15 protein-coding genes are annotated in these 15,786 nt (G+C 39.8%); all 15 read right to left on the bottom strand.

All coding sequences use genetic code 11. The features are described 5' to 3' along the window. Window positions 1-93: 93 nt before the first annotated feature. The 15 genes from ACLIJJ_RS09085 to rpsO all read right to left on the bottom strand — a co-directional run bounded on the left by ACLIJJ_RS09085 (window position 94) and on the right by rpsO (window position 15,748). Window positions 94-306: a YlzJ-like family protein gene (locus ACLIJJ_RS09085; RefSeq protein WP_233314345.1), complete on the bottom strand. Its 213-nt coding sequence runs from the start codon at window positions 304-306 to the stop codon at window positions 94-96. After that, window positions 303-1,046 carry a ClpP family protease gene (locus ACLIJJ_RS09080; RefSeq protein ID WP_233314346.1) on the bottom strand — a complete coding sequence of 248 codons (744 nt, stop codon included), beginning with the start codon at window positions 1,044-1,046 and terminating at the stop codon, window positions 303-305. Before ACLIJJ_RS09080 ends, ACLIJJ_RS09085 begins: the two co-directional genes overlap by 4 nt. A 229-nt stretch (window positions 1,047-1,275) precedes the next feature. Next, a complete protein-coding gene (locus ACLIJJ_RS09075) occupies window positions 1,276-1,431 on the bottom strand; it encodes a DUF3934 domain-containing protein (RefSeq protein WP_233314347.1) in 156 nt (51 codons plus the stop codon). A 108-nt stretch (window positions 1,432-1,539) separates the two neighbouring features. Further along, window positions 1,540-3,216, bottom strand: a complete 1,677-nt coding sequence (locus tag ACLIJJ_RS09070) for a ribonuclease J (RefSeq protein ID WP_233314348.1) — start codon at window positions 3,214-3,216, stop codon at window positions 1,540-1,542. 183 nt (window positions 3,217-3,399) lie between these two features. Beyond that, a complete protein-coding gene (locus ACLIJJ_RS09065; RefSeq protein WP_233314779.1) occupies window positions 3,400-4,683 on the bottom strand; it encodes an amino acid permease in 1,284 nt (427 codons plus the stop codon). Between the two features lie 286 nt (window positions 4,684-4,969). After that, window positions 4,970-5,833, bottom strand: coding sequence for a 4-hydroxy-tetrahydrodipicolinate synthase (gene dapA, locus ACLIJJ_RS09060; RefSeq protein ID WP_233314349.1), 864 nt, complete (start codon window positions 5,831-5,833; stop codon window positions 4,970-4,972). A 37-nt stretch (window positions 5,834-5,870) separates the two neighbouring features. Next, window positions 5,871-7,097: an aspartate kinase gene (dapG, locus tag ACLIJJ_RS09055; protein ID WP_237941196.1), complete on the bottom strand. Its 1,227-nt coding sequence runs from the start codon at window positions 7,095-7,097 to the stop codon at window positions 5,871-5,873. Between the two features lie 214 nt (window positions 7,098-7,311). Next, complete coding sequence (gene asd / locus ACLIJJ_RS09050; protein ID WP_233314351.1) at window positions 7,312-8,361, bottom strand: aspartate-semialdehyde dehydrogenase; 1,050 nt, start codon at window positions 8,359-8,361, stop codon at window positions 7,312-7,314. 174 nt (window positions 8,362-8,535) lie between these two features. After that, the gene (locus ACLIJJ_RS09045) at window positions 8,536-9,132 is read right to left on the bottom strand and encodes a dipicolinate synthase subunit B (RefSeq protein WP_233314352.1); all 597 of its coding nucleotides are present in this window, start codon (window positions 9,130-9,132) and stop codon (window positions 8,536-8,538) included. After that, complete coding sequence (gene dpaA / locus ACLIJJ_RS09040; protein ID WP_237942271.1) at window positions 9,133-10,032, bottom strand: dipicolinic acid synthetase subunit A; 900 nt, start codon at window positions 10,030-10,032, stop codon at window positions 9,133-9,135. It lies immediately after the preceding gene. A gap of 196 nt (window positions 10,033-10,228) precedes the next feature. Continuing rightward, window positions 10,229-10,486: a YlmC/YmxH family sporulation protein gene (locus ACLIJJ_RS09035; RefSeq protein ID WP_233314353.1), complete on the bottom strand. Its 258-nt coding sequence runs from the start codon at window positions 10,484-10,486 to the stop codon at window positions 10,229-10,231. Window positions 10,487-10,584: 98 nt separating this feature from the next. Beyond that, window positions 10,585-11,823, bottom strand: coding sequence for a M16 family metallopeptidase (locus ACLIJJ_RS09030; protein WP_233314354.1), 1,239 nt, complete (start codon window positions 11,821-11,823; stop codon window positions 10,585-10,587). A 124-nt stretch (window positions 11,824-11,947) separates the two neighbouring features. Continuing rightward, window positions 11,948-12,907, bottom strand: coding sequence for a polysaccharide deacetylase family protein (locus ACLIJJ_RS09025; RefSeq protein WP_411410763.1), 960 nt, complete (start codon window positions 12,905-12,907; stop codon window positions 11,948-11,950). Between the two features lie 194 nt (window positions 12,908-13,101). Continuing rightward, a complete protein-coding gene (pnp, locus tag ACLIJJ_RS09020; RefSeq protein ID WP_233314356.1) occupies window positions 13,102-15,222 on the bottom strand; it encodes a polyribonucleotide nucleotidyltransferase in 2,121 nt (706 codons plus the stop codon). A gap of 256 nt (window positions 15,223-15,478) precedes the next feature. Then, window positions 15,479-15,748 carry a 30S ribosomal protein S15 gene (rpsO, locus tag ACLIJJ_RS09015; RefSeq protein ID WP_101175791.1) on the bottom strand — a complete coding sequence of 90 codons (270 nt, stop codon included), beginning with the start codon at window positions 15,746-15,748 and terminating at the stop codon, window positions 15,479-15,481. Window positions 15,749-15,786: the final 38 nt, after the last annotated feature.

Raw genomic sequence — 15,786 nt, 5'->3', positions numbered from 1 at the left:
TAAGTATCTTTATGTATGAAATAAGCAGCCTTAGTTCGGCTGCTTAATGTTTGGTTATTCAATTCTATTATATCATAAGATGGAAAAATACAGTCATAATAATGGAATCTTTGCCCCTGGCTGAACAGGAGCATGCAAATAATGGCTTGGATCTGTCGAAAGCACACGCACTACCTCATATTCATGCATCTCATTTTTGGCAACGAGGAGCGGAATACCGTTAAAATCAATTACTTGCTGTTTTTCATACGTTTCTTGACCGATAGGAAACATTAACTCCTCCGGCATCATCGTATACATAATCATTGTACGATACCTTCGTTCTTATCTTTATTCAGTTCAATGAGCTCATTTAGCTTTGTCATCGCTTCGCCCACTCCGCCGACACTGTCAATCAGTCCAGACGTCACTGCATCACTGCCAATTACATTTGTTCCAATATCCCTTGTCAGGTTACCTTTTGCAAACATTAAGTCTTTAAAGCCATCTTCTTCAATTTTGCTGTGCTTTGTCACAAATTTCACTACTCGCTCCTGCATCTTATCCAAATACTCAAAGGTTTGCGGAACTCCAATAACAAGACCTGTCAAACGAATTGGATGTATCGTCATTGTTGCTGTTTCTGCTATGAATGAATAATCACAAGATACAGCAATCGGCACACCAATTGAATGTCCTCCCCCTAGCACAAGGGAAACAGTTGGCTTAGAAAGGCTAGCAAGCATTTCAGAAATTGCCAAACCTGCCTCTACATCACCGCCGACTGTATTCAAAATGACAAGTACTCCTTCAATCTTCGGGTTTTGCTCAATGGCGACAATTTGCGGAATAAGATGCTCATATTTAGTTGTTTTATTTTGTGGCGGAAGCTGAAGATGTCCTTCAATCTGCCCAACAATTGTTAAACAATGTATTTTAGAATCCTGCGATAGTTGCGGTACATTCGTTTGACCAAGCTGCTGTATTTTTTCCATTAAAGAAGATGCTGGTTTGTCTTCTTTTGGCTGAGTCTCTTCTGTATTATTTGCTTCATTTCGGTTAGCCATAATTTTCTCCCTTCCTTTCACATGATGTTTTTATTATGAAGCTAGAAGGAGAATTTCATGCGAACCAAAATAAAAATTCCGCAAAGCCTCGTCATTTGGCTGAACATTAATGTGCTTGTCCTTTTAATATCTTTCTATTCGACATCGTAATCAAGCCAGGTGCCGTTTAAGACTGTAAGGATATGAGCATAAAGAAAGGACCTTGCTCATAGCAAGATCCTACTCCCGTTTATCCTTGTTCGTTTTCACTATCTTGTTTGTGTTTTACCCCTTTGCTTTTATAGGGTTTTGCACTTTTGGCTTTTTTAGCACTAGCCTGCCAGCGGTTCCAGCCTTTTTTACCGGTCCCTCTGCCTATACCACTCTTGCCTTTTGCTTTGCTCATTTTGTCACCTCATAATGTTAAACGCCATATCTACCCACTAATCTTTCCTTTGAAGGAAGCGTACATGCAAAAAAGTTTCCTTGATTGCACAAGGAAACTTTTTTATCCTTACTTTCTTGGCGTTTTAACTTCCATAATAATCGGCAGAATCATCGGTCTGCGCTTTGTTTTTTCGTACAAGAACTGATTTAATGTATCTCTAATATCTTGTTTAATGCCTGTCCAATCAAAGCTGTCTTTGCTAATGCTTTTTTCGACAATGTCTTTAACCCGATTTGCAGCTTCTTCAAGCAGCTGTTCGGACTCTCTAACGTAGACAAATCCTCTAGTAATAATTTCAGGTCCGGCAGAGATTTTTCGCTCTTGCTTATTCAATGTTACGACAACTGTCAAAATTCCGTCCTGTGATAAAAGTTTACGGTCTCTTAAAACAATATTGCCGACATCGCCAATACCGCTTCCGTCTATAAGTACATTGCCTGATTGAACCTTGCCGCTTAAACGAAGCTTGCCGTCTTTAATTTCAATCATTTCACCTAGTTCAGGGATATGGATATTTTGCGGTTGCAATCCGGTTTTTTCCGCTAGCTGAGCATGTGCTTTCAACACGCGGTATTCCCCGTGAATCGGCAGGAAGAATTTCGGCTTTAGAATATTGATCATAAGCTTAAGCTCTTCTTGGCTACCATGATTCGAACTATTGAATGTTTTGTTTCCTGTAAGGACACTTGCACCAAGTCGGTAAAGCATGTCGATTGTTTTTCCAACAAACACTTCACTGCCAAGGAGTGAAGATGCTGCAAATAGAATTGTATCTCCATCGCCAATATTTACTTGCTTATGGTTTTTCCTTGCCATTCTTTGCAGCGCTTCAACAGGTTCACCTTTGTTTCCTGTTGTTAAAATAATCGTTTGATTTTTCTCAAATCCTTGGATTTCCTGGAATGATACTAGAATATCTTCGGCAATATCGATATAACCGTGCTTCATCGCAATATTTAAGATAACTTGAAGGTTTTTCCCCATTATCGCAATCTTGCGCTTTGCCTTCGCAGCTGCATCAAAGATATGTTGAATTCTGTTCAAATCTGTTGCGAACACAGTTGCAATTATTCGGCCTTTTGTACGAAGAAAAGCAGCTGTCAATTCCTCTGTTACGACTGCATCTGACGTTGAGTAGCCCGGCTTGTCTGCATCCGTACTGTCAGAAAGCAAGCAAAGAACGCCTTTCTCCCCAATTTTCGCCATCTCTGCAAATTCCGGCTTATAAAGATCGCCTGCAGTTTGGTCAAATTTAAAGTCGCCAGTATGTACAATCGCACCTTCAGAAGTGTGAATGACAATAGCAATACTGTCAGGAATACTGTGGTTCACTTTAAAAAAGGATACAGACGCAGAAGGGAATTTCAGAACAGTTTTTGATGTGACAATTTCAAAACGAACTTGCCCTTTAAAGTCCTGTTCCTTCATTTTCTCTTTTGCCAGTTCAGCAGTAAGCCTTGTCGTATAAACAGGTACGTTCAGCTCTCTTAAAAAGAAGGATAGACCCCCAATATGGTCCTCATGTCCGTGCGTCAAAAAGATACCTTTTACTTTTTCTTCGTTCTGCTTTAAATAAGAGATATCTGGAACAACAATATCAATTCCAAGCATCTCGTTTTGTGGATACATTAAGCCAGCGTCAATTACAAATATGTCTTCATCGACTTCGACTGCCAACATATTTTTTCCGTTCTCCCCTACTCCTCCGAGGGCGACCAGCTTTATCTTTTCATTTGTTTTCAATTTTTGTTTCCTCCTATGTTGAGTTAGCCGACCATTGATCAGTTAACAATATTATACTTTATCTATTTAAATGTTTACAACCAATTTCAAAGAAAACGCCTGCAAGATGGAGGGAGAAATACGGCGTTACCTTAGAGTAAAAAACGCTTTTGCAAGAAAAATCCTTATGCAAAAGCATGTTTTTTATTTTGTTTTCTTAAATTTAAATGCCGCATGTATGATTAAGTAAACTAGTACAAGCAAACATGCCATAATGCTTATTCGGTTGTCTTTATTTAATACAAAGCTGATGCTGATTAATGTTAGTGCTGCAGCTGCAAGTCCTGTGATATATGGATATCCCCATAGACGAAAACTCGGCATTGTCGGATAGCTTTTGCGCAGTTTGATTTGAGCAAGGCAAATACTTACCCAAACGATTGATACGACAAAGCCTGGGAATGCCATTAGAATCGTAAAGACTTCATCTTGTGCGACTAATGCAATCATTGATCCGAGAATCAATACTATCCCTGTCAGTATTAAACTGTATGTCGGCACACCGCTTTTTGATAATTTACTGAAAGCCTTAGGCGCCTCTCCTTCCTCTGCAAGAGAGTGAAGCATTCTAGTACAGCCGTAAATGCCCGAGTTTGCTGCGGATAACACCGCGATAATTAAAATAAAGTTCATCACATGTGCAGCTCCTTGAAGACCTGACATGGAAAGCACCTGTACAAACGGGCTTGAAGATTCTGTCAATTCATTCCAAGGAATCAATCCGCATATAACAAGAATTGGCAATGTATAGAAAAGCACAATGCGGAAAATAAAACTTTTAATAACTTTCGGCAGAATCTTTTCTGCATCTTGCGCCTCTGTTACGGTAACACCGATAAGCTCAGAGCCACCATATGAAAACATAACTACTAATAGTGCTGCAAAAATGGATGACCACCCATTCGGGAAAAAGCCTCCATGCTCTGTATAATTGCGGAAATAATCTGCTCCATCTGAAGGAATGATGCCAAATAAGATACCGGCACCTAATATAATAAAGACGATAATCATTGCGATTTTAATGCCAGCAAACCAAAACTCAAACTCTCCATAATGCTTTACGTTCATCAAATTGATGCTCAAAATAAATATGGTACAAAGAATGCTTAATACCCATAATGGAATGTTTGGAAACCAATATTGCAAAAAGCTTCCTGCTACAACCACTTCAATAATACAAACGGCAAGCCACAGAACACAGTAAAGCCAGCCAACAATAAAAGACATTCTGCTTCCAAAAGCCTTTAAAATGAAGCCCTTCATATTTGTGTTTGGGTATGCAATCGCCATTTCAGCAATGGCTCCCATCACGACTAATAATAATAAACCGGCAAAGATATAAGTAACAACTACTCCTGGACCAGCGACACCTACTGTTTCTCCGCTTCCTTTAAAGATGCCTGTCCCAATTGCCCCTCCCATCGCCATAAGGCTGATATGTCTCGGCTGCAATTTTTTCTGCAGCGTATTCTTTGTCTCCAATTTCAAATCCTCCTAAACAATGAATAACCAATAATAACAAAATGAAACAAAAAATCCAAATCTCCCGAAGTTCTACTGCAAGCACAGCAGGGCTTAACGGGAAATCTGGATTTGTTTTTTCCACATGTCTATAAGCCTTGACTAAAATTGTTTTACGTCTATATGGATAGACTAGCTATGTAATTCCTATTTTGCTTCGTTTACTTAACTGATCTATCCACTAATAACTGCATTAGAAAAAGCTTGCTAGTTTTGTTCTCTCTTCTTCTGTCAGCGGCACTAGAGGCAATCTGACAGATCCAACATCAATTCCCTTTAATTGCAGGGCTGTTTTAACTGGCACTGGGTTCGGTGCAGCAAATAGTGCAGTCATGACAGGCAGCAATTTTTGATGCATTTGCGCTGCTTTTTTGTAGTTTCCTTCAAGGAAAGCACCAACCATTTCCTGCATTTCTGGACCGATTACATGTGAGGCAACAGAGATAACTCCTGTTCCGCCAACGGAAAGCAATGGCAATGTTAAGCTGTCATCTCCGCTGTACACATAAAAATCATCCGGGGTGCCTGCGATAATTTTTGTGATGTTGTTTAGGTTTCCACTTGCTTCCTTAACTGCAACAATATTTTCAACAGCTGATAATCGAATAATTGTTTCGGGTTCGATATTTACAGCAGAACGACCTGGAATATTATAAATCATGACTGGAAGGGTTGTGCTATCTGCGACTGCCTTCACATGCTGATACATGCCTTCTTGGTTTGGCTTGTTATAGTATGGGCCTACAACCATTACGGCATCCACCCCAGCCCGTTCTGCTTCTTTTGTCATCTCGATGGAGTCATAAGTGTTATTACTACCAGTCCCTGCGATGATTGGAACTCTCTTTTCCACTACCTTTACCACATGTTTGAATAATGCTATCTTTTCCTGTTTTGATAATGTTGGAGATTCGCCTGTCGTTCCTGCAACAACTAAGGAATCTGTTCCATTTGCTATCAAATGGTTAACAATCTGTGTTGTTTTTGGAAAATCAATATGTCCCTTTGCATCAAATGGTGTAATCATGGCCGTTGACACTCTACCAAATAAACCCATCGTTCCACTCCTATTCTCATTTTCAATCTTGTTGTGATTAATGCTGTTCCTTATCTAAATCAAACGAATCATGCAATACATTTACAGCACGTACTAAATCTTCCTGTTTAACGAGGACCCAAATGGTTGTATGGCTATCCGCTGATTGCAAAATACGAATTCCCTCACCTGAAAGTGCAGTGACTATTTTTGAAGTGACACCAGGTACACCTGCCATGCCGGCACCAACTACAGATACCTTTGCACATTCACTCTCTACAATCGGGTCATAGCCCATTTCCTGAAGAACAGCTGTCGCCTTTTTAGCCATTTCATCGGTTACAGTGTAAACAACACTGTTCAATGAAATATTAATAAAGTCAACACTGATTTCTTCATTGGCCATCGCTTTAAAGACTTGTGATTGCAGATCATATTGGTCTTTTTTGGCGAGAACTTTAATTTGAGTAACGTTTGCTACATGAGCAATCCCCGTTACTGGTCTTTCCTGGATATCACTGCCTTTATTGTCATCACTGCTAGATGTCACAAGCGTACCAGTTCCCTTTGAATGTGTGGAACGAATGCGGATTGGAACTTTCGCCTGCATTGCAATTTCCACAGCTCTAGGGTGAATTACCTTAGCACCTTGATACGCCATATTGCACACCTCTGTATATGTGACAACAGAAAGAGGTCTTGCATTTTCTGCAATGCGCGGATCTGCAGTCATGATGCCTTCCACATCTGTGAAAATATCGATTACTTCAGCGTTTAAAGCTGCGCCTAATGCTGCTGCAGAAGTATCACTGCCCCCTCTGCCTAAAGTAGTCGTATCTCCGTTTGTAGCAGCACCTTGGAATCCGGCTACTACAACGACATCATGTGTTTCAAGCTCTTTTAATACGCGAGTGCAATCCATTTCCAATATTCTTGCGTTCGTAAAATCATCGTTTGTGATGAAGCCAGCTTGTGCGCCTGTAAGTGCAGCTGCTTTTATGTCATTTTCCAGTAAAAGCTGTGTGAACACAACGCTGGAAATGATTTCTCCACAAGATAGCAGCAAGTCATTTTCTCTTTTGCTTAAATGACTGTCAGAACCTCCAATTAGAGACAGAAGAGTATCTGTTGCATACGGCTCTCCTTTTCTTCCCATTGCAGATACAACAACTACTACCTTTTTACCGCTTGCTAAAGCGTCTTGAATATGCTCTTTTGCTTGATTTCGGCTGTTTTCATCTCTTACAGATGTTCCTCCGAATTTCTGTACTACTATGTTTGTCATTGCTATACACCTCTGGACACTTTTAAAAAGTGTTTCTTAATAAAAAGGGGATCACTATGAAGAATCCGCATCTTCATTTGCTAGAAAGCTGCAGTTCCTCAAACATGTCCCCTTATTGCTATTATATGAAACAGTTTGCCGCAAATTTATGATAAGGGCAACGCTGCTTAGAATATAATAAAGAGATGTGCTGTGTTAAAAAGTGTATTCTTGTTTATTTCACTAGTCCCAGTTTTACAAGACTTTCAGCGATTTGAACAGAATTCCACGCAGCACCTTTTAGCAGGTTATCGGAAACAACCCACATATGAAACCCGTTTTCTGTATCAAGGTCTTTGCGGATACGACCTACAAATACATCATTTGATCCGACACAATCAGCCGGCATTGGATATACTTGATTTTGGATGTCGTCCTGCAAAATGACACCTGGAGCGTCTTTCAGCAAGCTTTGGATATCGGATGCTGTTACGTCTGTTGCATCCAGTTCAAAATAAACGGATTCAGAATGGCCTGTAGCAACAGGGATTCTCACACAAGTAGCCGCTACTTTAAGATCCTCGTCATGCATAATTTTTTTCGTTTCGTTGATCATTTTCATTTCTTCATACGTAAATCCGTTGTCCGTAAATACGTCAATTTGCGGAATAGCGTTGAAGGCAATTTGATAATGCTTCTTATCGCTTTTTACTGGAAGAATTTTCGGTTCAAAGCTCTCTTCATTGATGATTGCTTTCGTCTGGCTGTTAAGCTCATCCACCGCTGCTGCACCTGATCCTGAAACAGCTTGGTATGTGGAGACAAGCACTTTCTTCAAACCGTATTTTTCTTTTAACGGCTGAAGAGCTACAACCATTTGAATAGTAGAACAGTTTGGATTTGCGATAATGCCGTTATGCTTATGCAAATCTTCTTCATTCACTTCTGGAACGACCAACGGTACGTTTTCATCCATGCGGAATGCACTTGTATTATCGACTACAATCGCACCATGCTCTACAGCATGTGGTGCAAGATCCTTTGATACGCCTCCGCCTGCTGAGAACAAGGCAATGTCAATTCCTTGGAAGCTTTCAGGTGTCGCTTCCTCCACTGTGATTTCCTTGCCTTTATAAGTAACCTTTGTCCCTGCAGAACGCTTAGAAGACAAAAGAGTTAATTTTGAAATGGGAAAATCTCTTGTTTCCAATGTTTTAATCATTTGTTGTCCTACTGCTCCAGTTGCTCCAACCACTGCTACATTAAATCCTTTTTTTTGCTCCATAAAGGCTCCCCTTCTTTCAGGTGTTTTCTCTGTATATTATACAATTAATGACGGCGACAAGCTCGCCGCCAAATGAATATTCTCTATTTTAACATATTCGTGCTATATGAACAGAACCTTTTTACTTGAAATATGACAAAAAGTTAAAAAACAGTATAAATTATTCTATTATTTTCACTTATCTAAATATTTTTCGACGATAACAGGCTGTATTTGTTTTCCTTCTAATGCAGCGTTAATTGTCTCAGCCAGCATGCTCATTCTTGCAACCATGGAATTTGGCTTTTTGTCTGGATCGTCCTGGCCGAAAGGAATGAAATAAATATGTTTTGTTGCCATCAAGCGCATTAGGTTAACTCCATTTAAGCCTAAAGCATCATTCGTCGATATACCTAAAACGACTGGCTTTTGGTTTCTTAGCGTAGCTTTTGCTGCCATAAGTACTGCATTGTCTGTCATAGCATTAGCGAATTTACTCATGCTATTCCCAGTAAGCGGAGCTATTACCATGCAATCAAGGGGAATTTTAGGTCCTAGAGGCTCCGCTTTGACAATGCTGTCAATAATTTCATTCCCTGTTACTTCCTCCAGTTTACCGATCCATTCCAATCCTTTACCAAATCTTGTGTCTGTATGCTGAACATTGCCTGTAACAACAGGAACGACATCAGCTCCAAGACTTACAAGCCTTTCTACTTGCGGCATAACTTCTGCATATGTGCAGTGGGAAGCAGAAATTCCAAATCCGATTCTTTTTCCTTGTAAGCTCATTTATGATTGCTCCTTTCGACTTTGCCATTCTTCTTGCAGCAGCTGTGATAGAACCTCTGCTAGTATATTCCCAGCAGTCTTAGGCGCAACAATTCCAGGCAAGCTAGGTGCAAGCAGCGCCTTAACCCCTCTTTTTTCTGCATATTGGAAATCTGTACCACCTGGTTTGGAGGCAAGATCAATGATTAATGTATGCAGTGGCATTTTTTCAATGACAGAGGATGTAACAACAAGGTGGGGAATGGTGTTAATGCACATATCTATATCACAAACCGCTTTTTCTAATTCTGATAACGGGACGGGCGTCAAGCCCATTTCTAAGATTCTGGCCAGGTGCTCGCTCTCACTTGCTGCAACCTTCACCTTGCCTCCTAATGCATGAAACGTCCTTGCTACACTCATTCCAACACGGCCTAAACCAAGTATTAGGATATTCGAACCATGAATGGTTGTATCCGTATGCTGAATAGCCATCATAATCGTGCCTTCTACCGTTGGAATGCTGTTCAGTATTGCCACATCATCTCTGTTAAACAGCTGTACGAGCGAACGATTTGTACTTGAGATAATGCCATTTAAATAGTCATTGGTGATTCCCGAATAAATAGTACAATGGGACGGTGTTTTCTCTAGCAATTCTTCTGTTAAAAAAACCTTTTCATTTGAAAAGATTGTATCCACCTGTCCGTTTAGATCGGTTCCTTTAACAGGCAGAATGATCGCATCAATCATTGAAAAATCCACATTATCGATCTTTTCTTTTGTGGCTCCAGCAAAAGCATGATCCAGCTGTTCAAAGCCAACTAAAGAAAGCTGTGCATGCTGCTCTGTCAGCTTGCGGACAATTTCGAGCTGCCTTGCATCGCCGCCGATAATGGCGATTTTCATCCCTGTCAGCATGTATATTTCACCTTCTTTTTTAAAGATCCTAACACTAATCAATTACTACTCCAACATCTTATGTCACGATCTTGTTTTAGGTGAGTTGCTTTATAGATTTTCCTCTAAAATCATCGCATGCAGTATTTTCCAAAAACAAAAAAAGCCCGGCGCCATTTATCCCTGTTATGTTAACTTGGGATAATGGGCCGGACTTTTACAAATTAGTCGTGTCATCCTTATTCGGAATATCGATAATAATCATATCAGTGCCGATTTTTTTTATATGGGACCAAGGCACTCTCAGTTCATCCCCTGTCTTCCGGAAGCCAAACCATTTAAGGGAGGGAATCAACAAAGTTTTGATTTGCCCGTCCTTTTCATTTATTTCTAAATCTGTTTGACCGAGCATGCCAAGCCGGACGGCATTTTTCACATCTACAAGCTCTTTTCCGCTTAATTCGCTTAGTCTCATTTCTCTGCCTCCTAATGATTAATGCTTTTCTATTATCATATCAACAGAGGTAGAGAATTAGACTAGCTAAAAGTATTTTTTATGTAACCCCTTCTATATTATAGAAGGCTTTTCGGCATATTGCCGTCAGGACTGATAAGCGATACAGAAAAGGAATCAGTGAAAATCTGATGTGCCATCTTGTTCACATCTGCATTGGATACCTTGTCTATTTTCGCAATAATCTCATCTAAAGTATGGTGTTTTCCAAGCAATAATTCATTTTTACCGTTGCGGCTCATTCGGCTGTTTGTGCTTTCTAAGCTCAGCATCAAGCTGCCTTTTAACTGCTCCTTGCTGTTTGAAAGCTCTTTTTCAGTAATGCCATCTCGTTTTAGGTTAGCAAGAGTCGTCTGAATCGTTTCATACAGCTCATCCAGCTGTTTTGCACCAGTTCCGCCGTAGATTGTCACAATTCCGCTGTCTTGGAAGGAGGAATGATAAGAAAAGACTGAGTATGCTAAGCCTTTTTGCTCCCTTACATCCTGGAACAATCTGCTGCTCATGCTGCCGCCAAGAATATTATTTAAAGAAATCAAGCTGTACATATCCTCATGGCCAACTTGCAATCCTTCATATCCTAGGCAAAGATGTGCCTGCTCTGTTTCCTTTTTACGAGAAATTCTGTTCGTATGGAACGATGGCTTACTAATTTCTCTTTCACTTTTACCTGCTTCAAACGCTCCAAAGTATTTTTCCACTTCAGCGATAAAGTCATCTGTGATATTTCCTGCAATGGAGATAACCGTATTTTCAGGTGTGTAATGTTCAAACATATACTCTCTCAATGTATCGCCATTGAAAGTGCTTAATGTTTCCTCTGTCCCTAAAATCGGATAACCAAGCGGATGCTTCTCATACACTGCCTGGCTCAATAAGTCATGAACAATATCGTCAGGTGTGTCTTCGTACATTTTTATTTCTTCGTAGACGACATTTTTCTCTTTCTTCAGCTCTCCCTCTTCAAAAGTGGAATGGAAGAACATATCAGCAAGCACCTCAAGTGCAAAATCTGCATGTGTATCAAGTACTTTTGCATAATAGCAAGTGTACTCTTTTGAAGTGAATGCATTAACCTGACCGCCGATGCTATCAAATGACTCAGCTATCTCTCTAGCATTTCTTGTTTTTGTTCCTTTAAAAAACATGTGCTCTAAAAAATGAGACACGCCATTATTTTTTTCGTCTTCTTTTCTAGACCCAGTGCCAATCCAAACACCGATAGCTACAGAACGCACGGTAGGGATATTTTCCAGCACTATTCTAACTCCGTTTTGGCAAGTGTATCTTTTTATCAAGTAAGTTCCTCCTGTTCTCGTTTGCCAATGTAACTGCTCGCGACTGCTAGTATATCTTATTCTTCGTATTTTTGCCAAAAAGTTGTTTCATTATGAAAATAATTGTTCTAAAACTTGCAAACAATTACTTATCAGGCATAGAACGGTCCTCGCTGAGCATTTCTGTGACAGTATTAATTTCCAAATTTTTAGCTTGGATTTGGCTGATGAGTTCATCTAAACTGTTTGCCGTAGATTCGGTTGGATGCATTAAAATCATTGCTCCATTATGGACTTTACCCATTACACGCTGCAGCAACACTTCCGGACTCGGCTTTTGCCAATCAATTGTGTCAACTGACCACATTAAGGTGCCTAAGTTTTGCTCTTTAGCAATTTTCACAACTGATTCATTATAATAACCGCTCGGAGGCGCAAGCCATGTTACTGTTTTTCCTGTTGTTGCTTCAATTACATCATTTGTTTTTGTTATTTCTTCTCTGATTTTCGCTTCACTAATTTTGCTCATATCAGGATGTGTGTAAGAATGATTGCCTACCTCGTGGCCAGCCTCTGCGATCATTTTTGCCAATTCTGGATTTTTTTGAACCCATCTGCCCTCAAGAAAAAAACTTGCCTTAACATGATGCTTTTTTAAAGTTGCTAAAATATCAGGCAGATATTCATTGCCCCAAGCAACATTAATGATAAAGCTGATCATTTTTTTCTCAGGATTGCCTTTATAAATGGCTGCTGCCGGAAGATCTTCGAGATGCACCTTCGGCTTTAGTTGTTTATATACGAGTTTTTGTTTATCAAAAACGCCGACTTTTTTCATTTTCTTGTAGGATGCCTGTACGTCGACCTCTAACCCATTAATACCTGGAATCGCCTTCCACACAGGATCAATCTTCGCATCAACTGCTTCGACTCTGTACTTGTCTGCATTACTTTCAATTGTTTCATACAGTGGACTAGTGCTTTTGGACACAGTCACACTCTCTCTGTTATCAACTAAAGTTGCTACATATGTATTGGACAATGGATTGTTGGCAACAAACCATGCTGCTAACAATAGACCAGCCATCGGAATTATTCTTTTCATTCTAAATCCCCTCCTACTAAATCTTTATGTAGAAGGAGGACAAGGTAGAACGTAATGAAAAGCGTAAATATCTAAAGCTTGGCAGTCTTTTTACCATCTATATAAAAAAAGGCAGACCCTTAAAAATTCACTGCCTAACAGCAATAGCTGCGTTAAATACAGAAATCATTAGAGTCAAACCTCATTTTAAAAAATTATTTTGTTGCATCTTCTGCTTGTTCTTTTTGTTCCTTCAGTACAGCTTTGCGGGAAAGATTTACTCTGCCCTGTTTATCAATTTCTGTTACTTTAACAAGAATTTCGTCACCGATCGCAACAACATCTTCGACCTTACCGATTCTTTCTTCTGCAAGTTCAGAAATATGAACTAGTCCATCTTTACCGTTGAAGATTTCTACAAATGCTCCGAATTTTTCAATTCGTTTTACTTTACCAAGATACATTTGACCGACAACAACTTCACGGACAATATCTTCGATAATCGCTTTCGCCTTTTTGTTCATTTCATCATCCACTGAAGAGATAAACACTGTTCCATCTTGTTCAATGTCAATTTTCACGCCAGTTTCTTCAATGATTTTATTGATTTGTTTACCGCTTGGCCCAATAACATCACGGATTTTATCTGGATTAATTGTCATCATTAAGATTTTTGGTGCATATGTGGACAGTTCTTCTCTTGGTGTTTGGATTGTTGCAAGCATTGATTCAAGGATTTGCATACGGCCGATTTTTGCCTGTTGCAAAGCCTCTTCAAGAATTTGTCTTGAAAGTCCTTCAATCTTAATATCCATCTGCAATGCTGTAACACCTTTTGCTGTACCTGCTACTTTAAAATCCATATCTCCAAGATGGTCTTCCATGCCTTGAATATCTGTTAAGATACTGTAATGTTCGCCTGATGCAATAAGACCCATTGCAATACCTGCAACCGGAGCTTTAATCGGAACACCAGCATCCATCATTGCAAGCGTGCTTGCACAGATACTTGCTTGGGATGTAGAACCATTAGATTCCAACACTTCTGATACTAGACGGATTGTATAAGGGAAATCCTTCTCAGATGGAATAATTGGTTCCAATGCTCTTTCACCAAGTGCTCCATGTCCGATTTCACGACGTCCAGGTCCGCGCATTGGCCCTGTTTCACCAACGCTGAAGTTAGGGAAGTTATAATGATGCATAAAACGTTTTTCTTCTTCGACACCAAGGCCGTCCAAGATTTGCACATCACCTAATGCTCCTAAAGTACAAATGCTGAGCGCTTGAGTTTGTCCGCGAGTAAACAAGCCTGATCCATGTGTACGTGGAAGAAGGTCAACTTCTGATGACAGTGGGCGAATCTCTTCAAGTCCACGTCCATCAGGTCTTACTTTATCTTCTGTGATGAGACGACGAACTTCATTTTTAACAAGTTTATCAAGAATTTGCTTTACTTGTTTCAGCTTGTCTTCATCTGCTTCTTCTGTTTCATATTTCGCAACAACAGAATTTTTCACTTCTCTAATAGCTGCTTCACGAGCATGCTTTTCTTGAACTCTGATCGCATCAAGCATTTCTTTTTCGCATAGTCCGCGAACTTCTGCTTCAATATCCTTGTCCAACTCATAAAGAACTACATCTACTTTTTCTTTACCGATTTCGGATACGATCTTTTCTTGGAATTCAATTAGCTTTTTAATTTCGTTATGTCCAAACATGATTGCTTCAAGCATCACTTCTTCAGGTACTTCTAAAGCGCCTGCTTCAACCATGTTAATGGCATCCTTAGTTCCTGCAACAGCAAGCGTAATATCGCTTTTTTCTGCTTGTTCCACTGTTGGATTGATGATGAATTCGCCGTCAATTCTGCCGACATATACGCCTGCAATCGGTCCTCCGAACGGTATATCAGATACAGATAATGCCAAGGAAGATCCGAACATTGCCGCCATCTCCGACGTGCAATCTTGATCCACACTCATTACAAGGCTGACAACCTGTACTTCGTTACGGAAACCATCAGCAAATAGCGGACGGATTGGTCTATCGATTAAACGGCTCGCCAAGATTGCTCTTTCACTTGGTCTGCCTTCTCTTTTAATAAAACCGCCTGGGATTTTACCAACAGCATACAGACGCTCTTCATAGTTAACTGTTAAAGGAAAGAAGTCTAAATTCTTTGGTTCTTTTGATGCAGTTGCTGTACTTAGAACTGCTGTATCCCCGTAACGCACCAATGCTGCGCCGTTTGCTTGTTTTGCCAATTGGCCGATTTCGACTGAGAGCTTCCTGCCTGCCCAGTCCATTGAATAGACATGTTTATCTTGTCCCATTCTAAAAACCCCTCTCTACTCATTTCACTTGTTAGAGGTTTTGGTTATTTTAGTGCTACCTAAACCTACATGGATATTTTTTATCATTACCAAAATACTTATTACATATTATTTCAGTTAAATTCGTTTATGTCAAAAGTCAGTGTCCACCAACAATTATGTAATCTATTCATTAGTTATCAAGTATATATGTCAATAGTTATAGTTGTCTTCTTGCACAATAAAAAAGCGGGAACAAGTATCCCGCTTTTTAATACTATCTACGTAGACCAAGTTTGTTGATTAAAACACGGTAACGTTGAACGTCTTTATTACGTAGGTAAGTTAGTAGATTACGACGTCTACCTACCATTTTCAAAAGACCACGACGTGAGTGATGATCTTTTTTGTGTGTACGTAAATGATCATTCAGGTTGTTAATAGACTCAGTAAGGACAGCGATTTGAACTTCTGGAGATCCAGTATCGTTCTCATGCGTTTTGTACTCATTGATAAGTTCGTTTTTACGTTCTTGAGTGATTGCCATCCTGTTTCACCTCCTATATCCTATTACACTAATCCCCA

Source organism: Niallia laureatilytica (assembly GCF_046613985.1).
GTDB lineage: Bacteria > Bacillota > Bacilli > Bacillales > Cytobacillaceae > Niallia.
Note: the sequence above shows the minus strand (reverse complement) of the source record. Positions and strands in the feature narration are given on the sequence as shown.

Coding starts and splice junctions, on each gene's coding strand:
- ACLIJJ_RS09085 (WP_233314345.1), bottom strand. CDS start 306: ATGATTATGTATACGATGATGCCGGAGGAGTTAATGTTTCCTATCGGT.
- ACLIJJ_RS09080 (WP_233314346.1), bottom strand. CDS start 1,046: ATGGCTAACCGAAATGAAGCAAATAATACAGAAGAGACTCAGCCAAAA.
- ACLIJJ_RS09075 (WP_233314347.1), bottom strand. CDS start 1,431: ATGAGCAAAGCAAAAGGCAAGAGTGGTATAGGCAGAGGGACCGGTAAA.
- ACLIJJ_RS09065 (WP_233314779.1), bottom strand. CDS start 4,683: ATGGCGATGGGAGGGGCAATTGGGACAGGCATCTTTAAAGGAAGCGGA.
- dapA (WP_233314349.1), bottom strand. CDS start 5,833: ATGGGTTTATTTGGTAGAGTGTCAACGGCCATGATTACACCATTTGAT.
- dapG (WP_237941196.1), bottom strand. CDS start 7,097: ATGACAAACATAGTAGTACAGAAATTCGGAGGAACATCTGTAAGAGAT.
- asd (WP_233314351.1), bottom strand. CDS start 8,361: ATGGAGCAAAAAAAAGGATTTAATGTAGCAGTGGTTGGAGCAACTGGA.
- ACLIJJ_RS09045 (WP_233314352.1), bottom strand. CDS start 9,132: ATGAGCTTACAAGGAAAAAGAATCGGATTTGGAATTTCTGCTTCCCAC.
- dpaA (WP_237942271.1), bottom strand. CDS start 10,032: ATGCTGACAGGGATGAAAATCGCCATTATCGGCGGCGATGCAAGGCAG.
- ACLIJJ_RS09035 (WP_233314353.1), bottom strand. CDS start 10,486: ATGAGACTAAGCGAATTAAGCGGAAAAGAGCTTGTAGATGTGAAAAAT.
- ACLIJJ_RS09025 (WP_411410763.1), bottom strand. CDS start 12,907: ATGAAAAGAATAATTCCGATGGCTGGTCTATTGTTAGCAGCATGGTTT.
- pnp (WP_233314356.1), bottom strand. CDS start 15,222: ATGGGACAAGATAAACATGTCTATTCAATGGACTGGGCAGGCAGGAAG.
- rpsO (WP_101175791.1), bottom strand. CDS start 15,748: ATGGCAATCACTCAAGAACGTAAAAACGAACTTATCAATGAGTACAAA.